This is a genomic window from Sphingobacterium mizutaii, assembly GCF_900187125.1.
Lineage (GTDB): Bacteria > Bacteroidota > Bacteroidia > Sphingobacteriales > Sphingobacteriaceae > Sphingobacterium > Sphingobacterium mizutaii.
Genome location: NZ_LT906468.1, coordinates 3,887,262 through 3,908,169 on the forward strand (window position 1 = coordinate 3,887,262; position 20,908 = coordinate 3,908,169).

Sequence of the window (20,908 nt, forward strand, 5' to 3'; positions counted from 1 at the left end):
TTATTCTTCAATTTCCTCCAGCATTTTAATTTCTTCCAATTCCGGATGTAAGTTCTTCTTCCTTGACATCATCAGGTAAAATGCAGGAATAACAAATAAAGTCAATATTAAGGCGAAAATAGTTCCACCAACAATCACAACCCCCATACCAATTCGGCTGGTTGATGCAGCCCCTAATGAAAGGGCAATCGGCAATGCACCTAATGCAATCGCCAATGAGGTCATCAAAATAGGTCTCAGCCTCGCTTCCGAAGCCGTAACCACGGCATCGTACTTATTATAGCCTTCTTCCCGCAATTGATTCGCAAACTCCACGATCAAGATCCCGTTCTTGGTTACCAATCCAATCAACATGATCGTCCCGATCTGTGAAAAGATATTCCAAGATTGTCCGAAGAGCCATAGTGAAAACATAGCCCCGGCAACAGCCATCGGAACGGTAATGATGATGATGATAGGGTCAATGAAACTCTCGAATTGCGCGGCAAGGATCAGGAAGATCAGCAAAACTGCCAATCCGAATGCAAACATGGTATTCGAACCACTTTCCACAAAGTCTCTGGACTCACCACCCAAATCGGTAGTAAAGGTATCATCCAAAACCCGTTCTTTGATCGCTTCCATTGCTTCGATTCCATCCCCCATACTCTTTCCAGGCGCTAGGCCAGCAGAAACGGTCGCTGCCATATATCGGTTATTATGGAATAACTGCGGCGGACTGCTTCTTTCTTCAATTTCCACTATATTATCCAACTGGATCAATTCTCCTTGACTATTCTTGACAAAGATGGACGCGAGATCCATCGGTGTCGCTCTATCCTTACGGTCAAACTGCCCCATCACTTGGTACTGCTTTCCATTCATCATAAAGTAGCCAAAACGTTGACCAGAAAGGGACATTTGCAAGGTCTGCGCCACATCCAACACAGATACACCCAAGGATTGGGCTTTTTCCCGGTCGATAATCACATATACCTCTGGTTTGTTAAATTTCAAATTGACATCCGTAATAGAGAAAGTATTGTCTTTTGCCAGCTCATCCATAAATTCAGGAATCTTTTCTTCCAATTTCTGGAAATTTGGCGCCTGTATGATATACTGAATAGGAAGACCTCCCCTTCTATTTACCGAAATGGTAGGTTGCTGCGATACAGAAACCCTTCCTTCGGAGTAGCCTCGGGTCAATCTCGAAAGGTCATCCGCAATTTCCTGCTGCGTCCTTTCTCTTTCATTCGGCTGCACTAATCCCAAACGGACAAATCCTGAATTGGATGAAGCAGAACCAAAACCTGGAGATGTAATCACCAAACTAACTTTTTTCTCAGGCACCGAATCATTGATCAAGAGGGTCAGATCAGTCATAAACCGATCCATATAATCATAGGATACACCCTCAGGAGCCGTTGCCCTCAGACTGATATAACTACGGTCATCGTAGGGCGCTGTTTCCTTTGGCAATAATTGATAAAAGAAATAGATCAATGCAAAACAGGCTAGAATCGTGGCAAAACTAAGCCATTTCATCCGAAGGAAACCTTTCAAGGAATCTGCATAGCTTGAGTTCATCATTTCAAAATAACGCTCAGTACGCATATAAAACTTCGATCTCTTCTGCTCGCCACCTTTCATCAAGTAGGCATTTAACATGGGGGTCAAAGTCAATGAAACAAAAGCTGAAATCAATACCGCTGCTCCGATGACGACACCGAATTCCCGGAATAGCCTTCCCACAAATCCTTCTAAAAAGATTACCGGTAAAAACACCGCTGCTAGGGTGATAGAAATCGAGATTACCGCAAAGAAGATCTCATTCGATCCTTTAATGGCTGCCTGAATAGGCGACATCCCTTCTTCCACCTTCTTAAAGATGTTCTCAGTTACCACAATACCATCATCCACCACCAAACCGGTGGCCAATACAATGGCCAGCAAGGTCAATACGTTGATGGAGAAACCACAGAGGTACATAATAAAGAACGTCGCAATCAAAGAAACTGGGATATCGATCAATGGCCTAAAGGCAATGGACCAGTTTCGGAAGAACAGATAGATGATCAACACAACCAAAACGATAGCGATCAGCAAGGTTTCTACAACTTCCAAGACAGCCTTTTTTACGAATTGAGTATTATCGATCGCTATATTCAATTCAAAGCCTTCCGGCAATTCATTTTGCAGGCGATCATACTCCTTATAGAACTGATCGGCAATTTCCAGGTAGTTTGTACCGGGTTGAGGGATTACCGCCAAGCTGACCATTGGAAAGCCTGAGTCGGACATCTTGGTCTCAAAGTTTTCAGCCTCTAATGCAGCTTTACCAACATCCGAAAAACGGACGATCCGGTTGTTATCCGAACGGATGATAATATTATTGAATTCTTCCTCTGTTGCTAAGTTACCAATGGTTTTAATGGCCAGTTCAGTATTTGCACCCGTTAATTTCCCTGATGGTAATTCCACGTTCTGAGTGGTCAATGCAGACCTCACATCCAATACGGTCAAGCCATAAGAAGCTAACTTCACGGGATCTATCCACAGGCGCATGGCAAATTTCTTCTGCCCCCAGATCTGTACCGAACTCACACCAGGAATGGTCTGTAGCCTTTGGGCAATGACATTTTCTGCATAATCCGATAATTCCAACACATTCTTAGTGGCACTCTGCATCGTCATGGTCAGAATAGGTTCCGAATCCGCATCTGCTTTGGAAACCACCGGCGGGGCATCAATATCTTGAGGCAAACTCCGCAAGGCCTGCGAAACCTTATCCCGCACGTCATTTGCTGCCTCTTCTAAGTTTTTGCTTAGGTTAAACTCTATGGTAATATTACTGGAGCCCTGATTGGATGAAGAAGATATATTCCTAATCCCATCAATGGAATTGATGGATTTTTCCAAAGGTTCAGTAATCTGCGACTCAATGATATCGGCATTGGCACCTGCATAGTTTGTCCGAACGGATATCTGGGCAGGGTCAATGGACGGAAACTCACGGACTCCCAAGAACGTATATCCAATGATTCCAAAAAGAATCAGGATCAAGTTCATGACTATCGTCAGGACAGGCCGCTTAATACTTATGGTAGATAAACTCATTTTTTCTCGATTATTGAAGGTTCACCTGAACTTTAGAGCCATTCCGCAAGGACATTACTCCCGAAGTCAGCACAGTATCTCCTGTCTGGATCCCCGAAGTAATCAATACGTCCTCATCCGTTCTTGCTCCTGTTTCAACCATGACCTCATTCGCCATACCATTTTTCATCACAAAAAGCTTTTTACCATTTTGAACGGGTATCAAGGCTTCTGCTGGAACTAACAAGCCATTGTCCAAAGTTTCCAAGGGAAAGATAATATTGGCAAAAGTTCCTGGAATGATACGATCTGAACTGTTAGATGTGATTGCTTTTACTAATAATGTTCTGGTGTTTGCTTCCACCGCCGGTTCAGTTGCATAGATCTTGGCAGTAAATTCCCCTTCCACACCTTGAACACTAAATTTAATTTGATTATTGAGGGTTACTTTATTGGCATATTTTTCTGGAATTGAAAAAGAAACCTTCAACCTATTGGTATTTACCAACTGTGCAATATTGGTTGTCGGAGTCACATAACTTCCTTTCGAAATACTTCTTAGACCGATACGGCCCGAAAAAGGAGCACGGATAACCGTCTTGCTCAACTGTGCCTTGATCAATTGGATCTGCGATTGCGCAGTCCGGAAGTCGGCACTTGCGATATCGTATTCTTCTTGAGAAATAGCTTCCTTTTCCAACAAGAGCTTGGCTCTTCTTTCATTTTCAGCAGCTAGGTTATTGCGGGTTTGAGCTTGAGCCAATTGAGCTTGCAGCTCCGCATCATTGATGGTCAATAGAGGTTGACCTTGAGAAACCCTGCCCCCTTCCGAGAAATTGATCGACTCTACGATACCCGAAATCTCCGTATGCAGCTCAATCTGTTCATCTGCCTCGATGGCACCTGATAAAGAAAGGAAATCAGAGAAAGGTTGGCCTTGAACGACAGTCCCATAAACTTTTACTGAGGAGTTGCCACCTCTAGGTCCCTGTTGTGCCGCTGCTTTTTCTTTATTTTTGTTGATCCTATAGAAGACCATTCCACCAACAACCAATACTGCTATCAATAATATTACTATGGATTTTCTTTTCATTTCAGGTTAGATAAAAACTTATCGTTTTCACGTTTTATAAAACTGAAAAATAGAAAAAAAAGGAATAGGATAGTGTAATATTGTTATTATACTATTATTAGCAGAGAATTAACACAAGAATACTATGCAGAAGGAACCTGCACAGAGCTCACAATATTAAGCTTTTTAAGGATGACTTGGATCAATTGCCATAATTTATCCACTGTTATTTCAAAGTGCTTAGCAATATTATTCAGGCTAAACCCCTCTAATAAGCGATGCACTATGGTCAATTCACGCTTGGACAACTTTCTCCTCGATTGGGGAGGTTGTTGGATCCCAAAGAACAGGGATTTAGTAATTTCAGGACTGACATAAGAAGAACCATTGATCACATCAATGATTATATTCATCATGTCCACGGATTTAGTTCCTTTTTTGACAAAGGCATTAGCACCAGCAAGTAGGCTCTTACGAACAATGGCAGGGTTATCAACATCCGATAGCATGAGGATATGTACATTGGGATAAAGCGCCTTAATAATCGGGATACCAGAGATCCCATCGATATCAGGCATCATGATATCCAAGAGGATTACATCAGGGATTTCTGAATTAGCGGCTTTCGTTTGGAAGTCCATGATCGATTCAGCCTCGATTACAAAATCAAAGTGAACTGCATTGATATTCATAAGCTGGAATTTCGTCAAAGTACGACAAAAGACGCTATCATCAATTATTCCTAATTTAATGCTCTGCATATTTATTAACTTAAATCCACTAAATTGATCCTTGGGCAAATCAATATTAACAACTTATTATGTTTCCTTATAAATATACAATTTGTATGCAAATTCAGAAAGAAACTATATGTAAAAGTAGGATTATTTTTTATAAATTAATTAATTTATAAAAATAAGAGATAATATTTTTCAGTAAAGATAAACGAAATAATTTAAACAACCTTAAGTAAAAACAAACAAAGATTTATACAATTTATTTGTTACAACTTAAGTATTAGGTTAAATTTAAGAAACATAGATTGAAATTCAATAAATACATTGAATAATTAGAGGTTTTCTCCATGAATTATTTAGATAAAATTACAAAAACGGTAAAGCAATAAGAAGGATTGATATTGGATTAAGTGAAATAACCTTAAAAAAGCTTGACTAAGGGGGAACTGAGATAATTTATTAATTGTTGGGCAATTGAAGTTGGATGGGAAGGATGGTTGAACCAGGATGGATGGGATGGGAGGATTGTTTGAACCAGGATGGATGGGATTGGAGGATGGACCAAGACCGTCATGGAAAACATACTTCCGCCTGAACGTCCCCCATTCCGTAGGGGCGGATCGCATCCGCCCGCTGCCGTGCACCGGACCTGCCTGCTCCCTTACCGCTTTCCCAATGTCCATAAAAACAGAAAGCCCGCTGTCTGTTGACAGCGGGCCTCTCTATAAAATTAGGCACCGACCTACTCTCCCACCTGTTACGGCAATACCATCGGCTCTGGCGGGCTTAACTTCTCTGTTCGGAATGGGAAGAGGTGGACACCGCCGATATAGGCACCTGAATACCTTTTTGTACATGGCCCCTTGGGGACCGTTGCACATTGACATGTTATTGGAAGAAAAGATCAGAAAAAGAGAGAGGACAACAGGTCTATCCGCATTGGAAAGCTTCGGGCTATTAGTACCACTCGGCTTTGGTCTCTCAACCTTTACACCTGTGGCCTATCGACGTCGTAATCTCCGACGACCCTTGTGAGGAAGTCTCATCTCGTGGCTAGTTTCGCACTTAGATGCTTTCAGCGCTTATCTATCCCGGACGTAGCTACCCTGCCGTACACCTGGCGGCATAACAGGTTCACCAGCGGTCCGTCCAACCCGGTCCTCTCGTACTAAGGTCAGATCCACTCAAACTTCCAGCGCCCACAACAGATAGGGACCGAACTGTCTCGCGACGTTCTGAACCCAGCTCGCGTGCCACTTTAATGGGCGAACAGCCCAACCCTTGGGACCTTCTCCAGCCCCAGGATGTGACGAGCCGACATCGAGGTGCCAAACCTCCCCGTCGATATGAGCTCTTGGGGGAGATCAGCCTGTTATCCCCAGAGTACCTTTTATCCTTTGAGCGATGGCCCTTCCATACAGAACCACCGGATCACTATGTCCGTCTTTCGACCCTGGTCGACTTGTAGGTCTCACAGTCAAGCAAGCTTATGCCATTGCACTCCACGTACGGTTACCAAGCGTACTGAGCTTACCTTTGAAAGCCTCCGTTACCTTTTTGGAGGCGACCACCCCAGTCAAACTACCCACCAAACAATGTCTCCCGCAGTGCGGGATTAGAAACCGGATACAGAAAGGGCGGTATTTCAAGGTCGTATCCGCGATTCCTGGCGAAACCGCTTCAATTACTCCCGCCTATCCTACACATCCTGTACCCAATTCCAATGTTAAGCTATAGTGAAGGTTCATGGGGTCTTTCCGTCCCGTTGCGGGTAACCGGCGTCTTCACCGATACCACAATTTCACCGAGCTCATGGCTGAGACAGCGCCCAGATCGTTACACCATTCGTGCAGGTCGGAACTTACCCGACAAGGAATTTCGCTACCTTAGGACCGTTATAGTTACGGCCGCCGTTTACTGGGGCTTCGATTCAATGCTTCTCCTTGCGGATGACATCCCCTCTTAACCTTCCAGCACCGGGCAGGTGTCAGGCCTTATACCTCATCTTTCGATTTCGCAAAGCCATATGTTTTTGCTAAACAGTCGCCTGGGCCTTTTCACTGCGGCTTCTCCATCGCTGGAGGAAGCGCCCCTTCTCCCGAAGTTACAGGGCCATTTTGCCGAGTTCCTTAGCCATGATTCACTCGAGCACCTTAGGATCCTCTCCTCGACCACCTGTGTCGGTTTGCGGTACGGGTCTTGATGGCCTGGAGCTTAGCGGGTTTTCTTGGAAGTCTGCTTACCTGCGCTATCAGCGCCCCCGAGGGTTTGCTGTACTATCGGGCTTCGGCTGTACCGGCGGATTTGCCTACCGGTCCAATACCTTTGCCCTTCAACGAACTATTCCGTCAGTTCGCGGCAGTGTCACTACTCCGTCACCACATCGCAGCCATCAACAGTACGGGAATATTAACCCGTTGGCCATCGGCTGCCTCCTTTCGGATGCGCCTTAGGTCCCGACTGACCCTGATCCGATTAGCGTTGATCAGGAAACCTTGGTCTTTCGGTGGGCGGGTTTCTCACCCGCCTTATCGTTACTTATGCCTACATTTGCTTTTCCATCAGGTCCACCACGGGTCGCCCCGCGGATTCGCCCCCGATGGAATGCTCCCCTACCAGTGCAATAAATTGCAATCCATAGCTTCGGTACCGTTCTTGATGCCCGTTTATTATCCACGCCCGGCCGCTCGACTAGTGAGCTGTTACGCACTCTTTAAATGAATGGCTGCTTCCAAGCCAACATCCTAGCTGTCTGGGCAACCGGACCTCGTTAGTTCAACTTAGAACGGATTTGGGGACCTTAGCTGATGGTCTGGGTTCTTTCCCTCTCGGCCTTGGACCTTAGCACCCAAAGCCTCACTGCCGGCCATATCTAGCAGCATTCGGAGTTCGTCTGGATTTGGTAGGATTTGACTCCCCCGCACCCAATCGGTAGCTCTACCTCTGCTAGACTCCATGCCGACGCTGTTCCTAAAAACATTTCGGGGAGTACGAGCTATTTCCCAGTTTGATTGGCCTTTCACCCCTACCCTCAGGTCATCCGGAAACTTTTCAACGTTTATCGGTTCGGTCCTCCAGTACGTGTTACCGCACCTTCAACCTGCCCAAGGGTAGATCACAAGGTTTCGCGTCTACCTCGTCCGACTGTGCGCCCTGTTCAGACTCGCTTTCGCTTCGGCTCCTGGCCTTAAGCCATTAACCTTGCCGGACAAGAGTAACTCGTAGGCTCATTATGCAAAAGGCACGCCGTCACGGAATCGCTCCGCTCCGACCGCTTGTAAGCACACGGTTTCAGGTTCTTTTCACTCCCCTGTTCGGGGTTCTTTTCACCTTTCCCTCACGGTACTGGTCCACTATCGGTCTCTCAGGAGTATTTAGCCTTGCCAGATGGTGCTGGCGGATTCCCACAGGATTTCTCCGGTCCCGCGGTACTCAGGATACCACTATGCCTGTATTCTTTGCCTGTACGGGGCTCTCACCCTTATCGCGCAGTTTCCCACCTGCTTCCAGTTCATAGCACAGTACAATGCCGTGGTCCTACAACCCCGCCCATGCCTTGACATGGACGGTTTGGGCTCTTTCCCGTTCGCTCGCCACTACTTGGGAAATCATTGTTATTTTCTCCTCCTACGCCTACTTAGATGTTTCAGTTCAGCGCGTTCGCTTCATTTGATGGCATGTCTTCAACATGCCGGGTTGCCCCATTCGGAAATCCACGGATCGAGTCGCATTTGCCGATCCCCGTGGCTTATCGCAGCTTATCACGTCCTTCATCGCCTCTGAGAGCCTAGGCATCCCCCGTGTGCCCTTGTTTACTTTCTTCACGCTACCACCCCTTTTGCAAAGTGGTAGGTTGCTTTTGGTCCCATACATAAAGTATGGAGCCTCTGTTGTCTTCTCTTGTTAATCTCTTTTCTTCCAATATGTCAAAGAACTCTTTATCCGGGTATCTAGTAGATAGTATTTAGTAGTTAGTAATCAGACCCTTGCGGGCTAACGTTCGCCATACCATCTGGACCCAGATCTGTGGAGAATAACGGATTCGAACCGTTGACCCCCTGCGTGCAAGGCAGGTGCTCTAGCCAGCTGAGCTAATCCCCCGTGTGTGGTAGTCCCGAGCAGATTTGAACTGCTGACCCCTACATTATCAGTGTAGTGCTCTAACCAACTGAGCTACGGGACTAGCTTATCTCTCTCATCTCTCGGTGTCACCGGTTGTCGGGCAGTACGGTGTCTAGATACTAAATACTAGATACTCGGTACTGTCCCACAGGGTGGGCACTTTCTTCTGAATGTCTTTTTTTCTGTATAGATCATGTATGTGGCGCAGCTCCCCCGGAGCGGGCTCTAGAAAGGAGGTATTCCAGCCGCACCTTCCGGTACGGCTACCTTGTTACGACTTAGCCCCAATTACCGGTTTTACCCTAACACGCTCCTTGCGGTTACATGCTTTAGGTACCCCCAGCTTTCATGGCTTGACGGGCGGTGTGTACAAGGCCCGGGAACGTATTCACCGCGTCATTGCTGATACGCGATTACTAGCGAATCCAACTTCACGGGGTCGAGTTGCAGACCCCGATCCGAACTGTGAATGGCTTTTCGAGATTGGCACCACATTGCTGTGTAGCTGCCCGCTGTACCATCCATTGTAGCACGTGTGTAGCCCCGGACGTAAGGGCCATGATGACTTGACGTCGTCCCCGCCTTCCTCTCTGCTTGCGCAGGCAGTCTGTTTAGAGTCCCCACCTTGACGTGCTGGCAACTAAACATAGGGGTTGCGCTCGTTGCGGGACTTAACCCAACACCTCACGGCACGAGCTGACGACAGCCATGCAGCACCTAGTTTCCTGTCCCGAAGGACGGGCGCGTCTCTGCGCCCTTCAGTAACTTTCAAGCCCGGGTAAGGTTCCTCGCGTATCATCGAATTAAACCACATGCTCCTCCGCTTGTGCGGGCCCCCGTCAATTCCTTTGAGTTTCACCCTTGCGGGCGTACTCCCCAGGTGGATGACTTAACGCTTTCGCTTGGACGCTTACGGTATATCGCAAACATCGAGTCATCATCGTTTAGGGCGTGGACTACCAGGGTATCTAATCCTGTTCGATCCCCACGCTTTCGTGCATCAGCGTCAATAACGGCTTAGACAGCTGCCTTCGCAATCGGTGTTCTGAGACATATCTATGCATTTCACCGCTACTTGTCTCATTCCGCCGTCTTCAACCGCATTCAAGCACTTCAGTATCAAGGGCACTGCGACAGTTGAGCTGCCGTCTTTCACCCCTGACTTAAAGTGCCGCCTACGCACCCTTTAAACCCAATAAATCCGGATAACGCTCGGATCCTCCGTATTACCGCGGCTGCTGGCACGGAGTTAGCCGATCCTTATTCTTTAGGTACATTCAGCCCGCTACACGTAGCGGGGTTTATTCCCTAACAAAAGCAGTTTACAACCCATAGGGCAGTCGTCCTGCACGCGGCATGGCTGGTTCAGGGTTGCCCCCATTGACCAATATTCCTTACTGCTGCCTCCCGTAGGAGTCTGGTCCGTGTCTCAGTACCAGTGTGGGGGATTCTCCTCTCAGAGCCCCTAGACATCGTCGCCTTGGTGGGCCGTTACCCCACCAACTAGCTAATGTCACGCGAGCCCATCCATATCCTATGAATATTTGACCGCCTCCCGATGCCGGAAAGCAGTGTCATGCGGTGTTAATCCGGATTTCTCCGGGCTATCCCCCTGATATGGGCAGGTTGCTCACGCGTTACGCACCCGTGCGCCACTCTCACCATCGGTAGCAAGCTACCGATGGATCCCGTCCGACTTGCATGTATTAGGCCTGCCGCTAGCGTTCATCCTGAGCCAGGATCAAACTCTCCATTGTAAAATGAAGTGTAAGACCAAGACTATTTATAATAAATAGAATCGTTGTCTTATAAAAATGTTTTCCTCCCGCTCCGGGATACCTGAATTGATTTTGTAAATCTTGTTCAGCTACCGTACTCTCGTACGGGTCGCTGCGCTACATGATCATTTAAAGAACTTATCGCGCCTGGGCATCTCGCTTCGGCTTTTTTATGTTGTGTCCCCTCCGTAAAGGAAGGTCGCAATCTGTCATTTTTTTCCGCTCCGGACATCGCGTCCGTAGCTGTTTCCCTTGGCTGGGACTGCAAAGGTAAGAACCTTTTTCGAAACCGCAAAATCTTTTTTAAAATATTTTTTGAGGCCCTTTTTTCGGTGGTTTCGGTAGTGCCAGTTTTGGCCTTCCCTCATCCCTTTTCCTTCCCTGTTGTCAGTGGCCCTGCGGCCGTCCCTCCCTTGCGGAGTGGTGCAAAGATAGGGACAAAATACCTTCACTTCCAAGGGGGCGGGCAAAGTATTTTTCGCCAGGCGGCATAACTCGCTGTAGCATTGCCAGATAAATTTTCAGGGAGGCAGGGAAAAAGGGGCAAAAGGGAGGCTTCCCGGGCCTTTCCATGGTCTTGGCCCATCCTCGGATCCCCTCCATCCTGGTTCAAATGCATGGGGCGGGCGAATTCGATTCGCCCCTACCGTGGTGGTGATCATGGTCCATCCCTCTCGATGATCCTGTGCCGGGTCTCGGCTCCGCTCAACCATCGGAATGGTTTCTCCTCCCTACCCCATCCCACCCACATTCGGAAATCTCGCAACGCAAACCATGCCATCCCCCTCCCGATCCCCCAGCGTCCCACTTCCAACCTCGGGTACGCTACGGCCTATCCAGCTCTCTCCACCGAAGCTTTCCCGAACATGCCCCGAATGAGTCCCGAACCAGACCCCCAGAAAAACACCTCATTTATTGTATTTGATCACAAACTCGTAGCAGCCTCTTGCATTCGTTAAAAACATTTAAAAAATAGCTCTCACAAAATTTCCTCAAGCAATATTCATTATATTTAAGAAACCAATAATATATTATGGATACCACTGACCAGAAACAGCCGATCGACGTATTTCCTAGAAACCCCATCCTATTTAGGTTCTGCTTTTTATTAATAACCCTGTTTATTATCTTAATAAACAACAGCAGCTTCTTTTTCTTACTCTTTTTGGAGCGCCTTCTCGCCCCAGTCTTAACCGACCTCCTAAAGTTCCTGGCTTCAGACTTTGTGAAGATCCATGCGAACATGCCCTTTAAGAGTGGAAGCGGAGACACCACCTTGCAATGGCTACTCCTTTTATTAATAACTATAGTATCTATAATAGGATGCATCGTTTGGACCTCGATCGATCGAAAAAACAAGGTATATCCAAGATTATACTATTGGCTCACGGTACTGATCAGGTATTACATTGGAATCACCATGTTTATGTATGGCTTTGTCAAGGTATTTTCCAGCCAGTTTCCATTTCCAGATATCATCAGTCTGACCGAACCCCTGTACAAATTCTCACCGATGGGCTTGGCATGGACCTTTTATGGAGCATCGCCTGCCTATAATATATTTATAGGTATTGCCGAAATGTTGGGGATCTTGCTGCTGTTCAGAAGGACCAGCACCTTGGGTGCATTGATTATGCTAGGGGTCAGCATCAACGTGATGGCTACAAATTACTTTTATGACGTACCCGTGAAGATGGTTTCCACAGCTTTGGTCTTGTTAAGTCTTTTTCTATTGGCACCCAATATCCAAAAGTTCTATGTTCTCCTGATCAAACAGAAACCTGTACAACTCAGCAGGCCACCACAGCCAACCTTCAGCAAACGCTGGAAACGAATTGCATTTATCTCCATAAAATACCTGTTCATTATTTTGACGATCGCCTCCCTTATCCCAAGGACTCATGCAACCAGAAAGTACATGGCCCAAAGAAAGGGTGTGAAAAGTGAACTCTATGGTGCATATTATATCCCCTTTAAGGAACATCTGAACCGCAAGAAAATAAACATCCCAGACCATTGGCATTATTTAATGTTCAAAGATGAGCATACCTTATTCATTCGCGATGAGCAGATGGAGCTGGACAGTTATCAAATCATTCCCGAAAAAGACAGTAAGGAATTTAGAATCGTAGGGAAACCCAACGAACCTTCGCTGGACCTGAAATACCGATTAAAGGAGGATGGATTAATACTCATTGAAGCCGGTAGCAAGGATTCCACATCTATCTTTTTGGAAAAGATAGACATGGACAATATCGACCTCAAGACCCGGACTTTCCGCTGGGTGCAGGACTACCCTTATAATAGGTAGTTAAAAAGCATTGATGCCTGTGATGTCATTCCCCGTAATCAGGAGATGGACATCATGGGTACCCTCGTAGGTAATGACCGATTCCAGGTTCATCATGTGACGCATGATCGGATAGTCGCCGACAATGCCCATGGCACCTAAAATCTGCCTAGCTTCGCGGGCAACCTGCAAGGCCATGTTCACATTATTGCGTTTAGCCATGGAAATCTGCGCAGGTGTAGCACGATCTTCATTTTTTAACTGGCCCAATCGCCAGGAAAGCAACTGTGCCTTGCTGATCTCGGTAACCATTTCAGCCAATTTCTTTTGCTGCAATTGAAAGGAAGCAATAGGTTTCCCGAATTGCTTACGTTCTTTAGCATACTTCAAGGCCGTTTCATAACAATCCACCGCAGCGCCAATAGCTCCCCAAGAAATTCCATATCGTGCAGAATTCAGACAGGACAAAGGTCCTTTCATGGAACTAACTTCAGGAAGTACATTTTCTTGCGGTATAAAAACCTGGTCAAAGACCAGCTCCCCGGTTTTGGAAGCGCGCAAGGACCATTTATTCAAAGTCTCGGGCGTACTGAAGCCTTCAAAGCCTCTTTCTACGATCACCCCACGGATCTTTTTATCCTCATCACGCGCCCATACCACGGCGATATCACAGATCGGCGCATTGGTAATCCACATTTTTGAACCGGAGAGGCGATATCCATCCCCATCTTTGACCAACTTAGTTTCCATGCTGGCTGGGTCAGAACCATGGTTGGGTTCGGTCAGTCCAAATGCACCGATCAGATCGCCGCTCGCTAGACGAGGCAAGAACCTGTGTTTCTGTTCTTCCGAACCAAACTTATAGATCGGGAACATGACCAATGAGGATTGCACCGAAGCGGCAGAGCGGATGGCCGAGTCACCAAATTCCAGCTCCTGCATAATCAAACCATAGGACATATAGTCAAGCCCTACTCCCCCATATTCTTCGGGGATAAAGGGACCAAGGGCGCCAATAGCACCCAATTTTTTCATCAGACCGGGGATCTCCTTATGCTCTTGGGCATACTGGTCGATCACCGGAACGATCTCGGATTTCACAAATTCGCGGATGGCATCCCGAACCAGGAGCTGTTCAGGGCTTAATAATTCTTCTATTTGGTAGTAGTCCATGGATAATTTAGATTTATAGACAACAGGCGAAAGCAACAGAAAAAACACTGCCCACACAGCGCCAAATGCTATTCGAATCTACCGATATTAAGCTGTTTGAAAAATGACCAAAATCATCCTTCCAACAAACATTTTCGCATAACCTCCTCAAATCGCGTAGGACTTATGTTTTCCGCACCTCATCTTATGTCCAAATTACAAAATAAATTCGACCAAATCCATGTAACAACAAAATATATTCTCTATATTTATAGAAATTTCGAATAATATAAACCATATTATGACATCAAAAGAATTAAAAACACTTGGAATCGAGGTTGAAAACCTAGGGACGTCGACAGGGAGCAAATGGTTTGCTCAGGGTGAGTTGATTGAATCTTATTCGCCTAGCAATGGCAAGTTAATTGCCAAGGTAAAGAGTACGACCAAGAAGGAATACGAAAAAGTAATACAAGAAGCTGAAAAGGCGAAATTGATGTGGCGCGATATTCCAGCGCCAAAGCGTGGCGAGATTGTGCGCCAATTGGGAGAGAAACTTCGTGAATTGAAGCCGGTACTTGGAAAACTGGTTTCCTATGAAATGGGAAAATCCTACCAAGAGGGCATGGGCGAAGTGCAGGAAATGATCGATATCTGTGATTTTGCAGTAGGTCTATCCAGACAATTATATGGTAATACCATACATTCAGAAAGACCAGGTCACCGTATGTATGACCAATACCATCCACTAGGAATCGTGGGCATCATTACGGCATTCAACTTTCCGGTAGCGGTTTGGTCATGGAATGCTGCATTGGCCTTAGTATGTGGAGACGTGGTAGTTTGGAAACCGAGCGAGAAAACACCATTGTGTGCTGTAGCTTGCCAACATATCATCGCCGACATATTAAAAGCTAATAAATTACCAGAGGGTATCTCTTCGATTATTGTCGGTGATGCCGAGGTAGGGAAATGGATCTCGGAAGATGAACGTATTCCATTGGTATCAGCAACGGGATCTACCCGCATGGGTAAAGAGGTCGCCGCGGTGGTTGCGAAACGCCTGGGAAAATCCTTGTTGGAATTAGGCGGCAACAATGCCATTATCGTCAGCCCGAGTGCGGACCTGAAGATGACCATTATCGGAGCCGTGTTTGGAGCAGTAGGTACAGCCGGGCAACGTTGTACAAGTACCCGCCGATTGATCATCCATGAAAGCATCTATGATAAAGTGAAAAAATCATTGGTGGATGCCTATAAACAGATCAAAATTGGCGATCCGTTGGATAGCAATAACCACATGGGCCCATTGATCGATACCGCAGCAGTGAACATGTACCTGGATGCATTGGGAAAAATAAAAGCTGAAGGTGGAAAGTTATTGACCAAAGGTGAAGTATTAACTGGTGCAGGTTATGAAAGTGGCTGCTATGTGACTCCGGTAATTGCCGAAGTGGAGAACCATTACGAGATCGTGCAACATGAGACCTTTGCACCTATCCTTTATTTAATAAAATACAGCGGTGAGGTCGATGCAGCGATTGCTTTGCAAAATGGCGTAAAACAAGGCCTTTCTTCAGCGATCATGACCAATAGCCTGCGTGAGGCAGAGTTGTTCTTGAGCCAGAACGGATCAGATTGCGGTATTGCAAATGTAAACATTGGTACATCGGGAGCTGAAATCGGTGGCGCCTTCGGGGGAGAGAAGGACACTGGCGGCGGCCGTGAATCGGGTTCGGATGCATGGAAAGTATATATGCGCAGACAAACAAATACCATCAATTATACCACTAGCCTACCATTGGCGCAGGGGATTAAATTTGATCTATAACATTTAGATTATAAACGATTATGATAAGAGAAACACATAAAAGATTAGGTAAACATATCTTGGCAGACGGTCTTCCAGTTGTCATGGACTTGGAGAAATCGCATGGTTCATACATTGTAGACATCGATGGCAAGGAATATTTGGACATGTTCAGCATGTTCGCATCATCACCAGTGGGATATAACCATCCTTATATCCTAGCTAATGAAAAACAGTTGGAAAAGGTTTCCATCAATAAATTAGCCTTATCGGATATCTATCCTGATGAGTACGCTGATTTCATGGATGTCTTTGAACGCGTAGGGATTCCCAAGGAACTGAGCTATTGTTTCTTTATCGACGGTGGCGGATTGGCTGTTGAAAACGCCCTGAAAGCTGCTTTCGACTGGAAGACAAGGCTGAACCTAGCCAATGGCATCGACCAAGAGGCTAGCCAGGTCATACATTTCAAACAGGCATTCCATGGCAGGACGGGTTATACCCTTTCGTTGACCAATACCAAGGACCCAAGGAAGTATATGTATTTCCCGAAATTCAATTGGCCAAGGATCAGCAATCCGAAATTGACTTTCCCTTTAACAGAGGAGTCGGTTGCGGCAACCATTGAATTGGAAAAACAGGCTATCCAAGAAATTGAAAACGCTATTGCCAATAACCCGAATGATATCGCTTGTTTGATCTTGGAACCGATCCAAGCTGAAGGTGGCGACAATCATTTCCGCAAGGAATTCTTCATGCAGCTGAGGGAGATCTGTGACAAGAACGATATCATCTTGATTTTGGATGAGGTGCAGACCGGGATCGCCATGACAGGTAAGATGTGGTGCTATCAACACTATGGAATCGTTCCGGATGTAATTTCCTTTGGAAAGAAAACACAGGTTTGTGGCATCTTGGCCAACAAGGAGAAATTTGACCGCGTGGAAAAGAATGTTTTCCAAGAGTCTAGCCGTATCAATTCTACCTTCGGGGGTAACCTGGTTGACATGATCCGTTTCAAATTGATCTTGGAGATCATTGAGAAAGAGGGTCTGGTGAACAAAGCGGAATCATTAGGCGAATATCTTCAGGTAAAATTGATGGAATTAGCGGAAAAGCATCCTGCCATCAGCAATGTTCGCGGAAAAGGATTATTGGTCGCATTCGACCTTCCTAGCCCAGAAATTAGGGACAAATTTGTAGCTGACGCAATGGCAGAGAATATGTTGATCTTGGGCTGTGGTGACAGGAGCATCCGGTTCAGGCCGCACCTAACGGTGACCAAAGAGGATTTAGATAAAGCGATATCTATCGTAGATAAAGTGGTTGATTAAGTATAATTGATTATCCCGATCGAAAGGTCGGGATTTTTTTTTGTGGGTTGGTTTGGGGAAAATCTGCAGTAAGAATAGTATTGATAAATATTCAATTCGTTTGATTAAATGATTGATATTCAATTATTTGTTTTATATTGTCCCGAGATCCTTCCTGCGAACCAATGACACGTTTGTTAAATCTGTGTTTCTAGGTATTTAGACCTATATTTCCTCTCTTGAAGAATATTTGTTATCCGCCATACATCCCCTGCGGGGATAAATTATTTTAGCATAGATGGTTAACAATATAGGGGTAATGCAAAAACGATGTTCGATTAATCGAACATCGTTTTTGCGCGACTTCCAGGCTAACGTACCATGCCAGCTAAAATAATGGAACCCCAAAAGGGGTTCTATATTTAAAAAATAAAAGAGCTAATTTATTTTCATTGCCAACATGCTGTCATCACCTTCCAATAAATTTAGTCCAAATTTTTACTTCTCAGGATGACAGCGGAAAATGGAAAATAAATATATGATTGGCATTCCGCCAATGATCTTGGTCCATCCTCCAATCCCGAACATCCTGGTTCAAAACGGTTGTATCAGGACTGATAATCAATCATTTGTCTTGAATAGTTCCGAGACCCTTCGTTCCTCAGGCTGACACTGGAAAGTTTGATTTTTCTGCAAAAAAACTGCAAGCGCGGGTGAAATATTTTTCCACTAGAAAACTAAACCTTCTTTTTTAGTATCCTTAAACTTTTTCAGCGCTCCAATCAGACAACAACAGCCAAGCGATGCATCTTCCATCCTTATTTCCAATAGGTTATAAACCCATATTTCGCTGATTCAAAAAAGATCGGAATTTTGATAAAAATTTGCTTGAAGAGAAGGCCTGAAAAACCGAACGATTGGTGTCATTTTTGTACCTTTGTAGATTATGTCGGATATTATTCAATTGCTTCCAGATTCAGTAGCAAACCAAATCGCGGCGGGTGAAGTTGTACAACGACCAGCCTCGGCGATCAAGGAGCTATTGGAGAATGCTATTGATGCGGGAGCAGATCATATAAAACTTATTATTAAGGATGCGGGCAAGTCATTGATCCAAGTGATCGACAATGGCTGTGGGATGAGTGTAACGGATGCGCGTCTTTGTTTTGAACGTCACGCAACTTCCAAAATCCGAAAAGCCGAAGACCTTTTCGCTATCCGGACCATGGGCTTCCGTGGGGAGGCTATGGCTTCTATTGCCGCTATCGCCCACGTGGAACTTAAGAGCAGACGTATTGAGGATGAGCTTGGTACGGTGATAGAAATTGAAGGTTCGGAGGTTATCCAACAATACCCAGATCAGGCTCCAGCGGGGACCAGCATCTCGGTAAAGAACCTATTCTATAATATTCCGGCAAGAAGGAATTTCTTGAAGAGCAATTCTGTCGAATTGAGGCATATCATTGATGAATTTCAACGTATTGCTTTAGCACATCCTGATATTTTCTTCACTTTCCATAGCGATGGCAATGAAATGTTCCATTTGCCTAAGGAAACATTAAAGCAAAGGATCGTCCACCTGTTCGGCAACAACTATAACCAAAGGCTGGTGCCCGTTGAGGAGACCACCAGTATCTTGAACATCAAAGGATTTATCGGTAAACCGGAGTTTGCGAAGAAGACCCGAGGGGAGCAATTCTTCTTTGTCAATAACCGCTTTATCAAGGACCCTTATCTAAACCATGCGGTGCTGAATGCCTATGAGGAGATCCTGCCTGCGGATACTTTTCCGCTCTATGTGCTGTTCATTGATATCGACCCTTCGAAAATCGACATCAACGTGCACCCTACCAAAACGGAAATCAAGTATGAAGACGAGAAGGCGATCTATGCCATCTTGCGGTCTGCGGTAAAGCGTAGCATCGGAAGGTATAACATCGCTCCATCCTTGGATTTTGAGCAGGAGACGGGTTTCAATGACCTGATCACACCAAAACCTTTGGAGGAGATCCAGGCCCCTACCATCAATTTTAATCCAAACTTTAATCCTTTTGATGATGGGATGCCAAAGCAACCGAGAAGGTATACCTATCCGGAGCAAATCGAAAGAAAGACCAGCATTCCCCAGAATTGGGACAGCCTATACGAGATTACCGAAACGGAAGAAACGGAGCAATTAAGCCTGTTGCCGGAGGAAAAAGAGGCGAGATCGGAGGCCGAAATCATTCAGCCATCAGACCAACCGAAGAAGCAATTTTTTCAATTGCACAATCGTTATATAGTATCGCAAATCCATTCGGGTTTTATGTTGATCGATCAGCAGGCTGCACATGAGCGAATTCTGTTTGAACAGTTCCAGCAGCAATTGCAGCATAACCAGGGTTCAAGCCAGCAAAGTTTGTTTCCACAGACCATTGAGTTGAATTCAGCCGATTTTGCTTTGGTACAGGAGATTCTTCCTGAAATCCATGCGTTGGGATTTCAGTTGCGACCATTCGGGAAAACTACGTATATTGTAGATGGTATTCCTGCAGATCTAGAAAACATCAATGAAGGGCAGATTATTGAAAAATTATTGGAAGATTTCAAGAATCTGAGTGATCTACGCCTAAACAAAAGAGAGAGACTGGCAAAAAGCTTAGCCAAAAATGCAGCCATCAAACCGGGAACAAAACTGGAGAATGAAGGTATGGCAGAATTGATTGACAAACTGTTTGCCTGTGAGTCGCCAAATATTTCGCTTTCTGGGAAACCTGTCATCATCACATACACCTTGCAGGAGCTGGCAGAACGCTTTGGCAGGAATATTTAATTTTGAAATTAAGATATGAATAACCTTTTCGGCAATTTACCAACAGTTACAAAGAATCTATTGATCATCAATATCATCTGTTTTATTGGGTCGATGATTTTTAAGCAGGCCACAACTTTCTTTGGTGTGTTCTATCCGGACTCCCCATTCTTTAAGATTTGGCAAGTCATCACCTACATGTTCATGCATGGAAGTTTTGCGCATATCTTTTTCAATATGTTTGCCTTAGTGATGTTTGGCGGGGTGATTGAACGTATTTTGGGACCAAAGAAGTACTTAAACTACTACCTGATCAGTGGACTAGGCGCATTGGTATTGCAATATGGTATCCAAGCGATTGAGGTTTACAATATCGCTGGGACCGTGAGAGCTTCTCAATTCCTGAACTTTAACTTCACAAGCGGAATGGTTTCGACCAATCTGCCGATCAGCAAAGATCAATTGGACACCTTACTTTCCATTTATGGAACGCCATTGGTTGGGGCATCAGGAGCGATCTACGGATTATTATTGGCTTATGGATACCTATTCCCTAATGCCGAGATAATGCTGATCTTCTTGCCTATCCCGATCAAAGCAAAATATTTCATTCCCATCTTGATCGTTATCGAGATCTTTTTAGGTTTTTCAAACTCGGGCGGTTCAATTGCGCATTTAGCGCATGTAGGCGGAGCGTTATTTGGATTTATCCTGTTAAAAATTTGGGGTATCAGAAGAACAAATTATTATTAAGATTGTATCCTAAGA

General features: G+C 45.4%; 9 protein-coding genes, 2 tRNA genes and 3 rRNA genes. 5 read left to right on the forward strand and 9 right to left on the reverse strand.

Annotated features, from left to right (window positions below; all coding sequences use genetic code 11):
* From CKW03_RS16845 to CKW03_RS16880, 8 genes are all read right to left on the reverse strand, one after another.
* Entirely contained in the window at positions 1-3,096 is a 3,096-nt protein-coding gene (locus tag CKW03_RS16845) for an efflux RND transporter permease subunit (RefSeq protein WP_093100475.1), read from the reverse strand.
* Between the two features lie 10 nt (positions 3,097-3,106).
* Complete coding sequence (locus CKW03_RS16850; RefSeq protein WP_093100477.1) at positions 3,107-4,168, reverse strand: efflux RND transporter periplasmic adaptor subunit; 1,062 nt, start codon at positions 4,166-4,168, stop codon at positions 3,107-3,109.
* Between the two features lie 122 nt (positions 4,169-4,290).
* Positions 4,291-4,908 carry a response regulator transcription factor gene (locus CKW03_RS16855; protein ID WP_093100478.1) on the reverse strand — a complete coding sequence of 206 codons (618 nt, stop codon included), beginning with the start codon at positions 4,906-4,908 and terminating at the stop codon, positions 4,291-4,293.
* 705 nt (positions 4,909-5,613) lie between these two features.
* Positions 5,614-5,725 (reverse strand): 5S ribosomal RNA (gene rrf / locus CKW03_RS16860).
* A 97-nt stretch (positions 5,726-5,822) separates the two neighbouring features.
* Positions 5,823-8,706, reverse strand: a 23S ribosomal RNA gene (locus CKW03_RS16865).
* 205 nt (positions 8,707-8,911) lie between these two features.
* A tRNA-Ala gene (locus CKW03_RS16870) sits at positions 8,912-8,985 on the reverse strand.
* Between the two features lie 5 nt (positions 8,986-8,990).
* Positions 8,991-9,067, reverse strand: a tRNA-Ile gene (locus CKW03_RS16875).
* A 168-nt stretch (positions 9,068-9,235) separates the two neighbouring features.
* A 16S ribosomal RNA gene (locus tag CKW03_RS16880) occupies positions 9,236-10,763 on the reverse strand.
* The 16S, 23S and 5S rRNA genes sit together here with 2 tRNA genes alongside, the layout of an rRNA operon.
* A gap of 1,054 nt (positions 10,764-11,817) precedes the next feature.
* On the opposite strand from CKW03_RS16880, the gene CKW03_RS16890 reads away from it, so the two are divergent.
* Positions 11,818-13,095: a hypothetical protein gene (locus CKW03_RS16890; protein ID WP_093101665.1), complete on the forward strand. Its 1,278-nt coding sequence runs from the start codon at positions 11,818-11,820 to the stop codon at positions 13,093-13,095.
* Here the strand turns inward: CKW03_RS16890 and CKW03_RS16895 are convergent, their stop codons facing one another.
* Positions 13,096-14,247 (reverse strand): acyl-CoA dehydrogenase family protein, encoded by a 1,152-nt coding sequence (locus tag CKW03_RS16895; protein WP_093101663.1) that lies wholly within the window; start codon positions 14,245-14,247, stop codon positions 13,096-13,098. It abuts the gene before it with no gap.
* Between the two features lie 280 nt (positions 14,248-14,527).
* Between CKW03_RS16895 and amaB the strand changes: the two genes are divergently transcribed.
* From amaB to CKW03_RS16915, 4 genes are all read left to right on the forward strand, one after another.
* Positions 14,528-16,057 (forward strand): L-piperidine-6-carboxylate dehydrogenase, encoded by a 1,530-nt coding sequence (gene amaB, locus CKW03_RS16900; RefSeq protein ID WP_093101662.1) that lies wholly within the window; start codon positions 14,528-14,530, stop codon positions 16,055-16,057.
* 20 nt (positions 16,058-16,077) lie between these two features.
* The gene (gene lat, locus CKW03_RS16905) at positions 16,078-17,370 is read left to right on the forward strand and encodes an L-lysine 6-transaminase (protein ID WP_093101661.1); all 1,293 of its coding nucleotides are present in this window, start codon (positions 16,078-16,080) and stop codon (positions 17,368-17,370) included.
* A gap of 925 nt (positions 17,371-18,295) precedes the next feature.
* Positions 18,296-20,161, forward strand: coding sequence for a DNA mismatch repair endonuclease MutL (mutL, locus tag CKW03_RS16910; protein WP_093101460.1), 1,866 nt, complete (start codon positions 18,296-18,298; stop codon positions 20,159-20,161).
* Positions 20,162-20,176: 15 nt separating this feature from the next.
* A complete protein-coding gene (locus tag CKW03_RS16915; RefSeq protein ID WP_093101462.1) occupies positions 20,177-20,893 on the forward strand; it encodes a rhomboid family intramembrane serine protease in 717 nt (238 codons plus the stop codon).
* Positions 20,894-20,908: the final 15 nt, after the last annotated feature.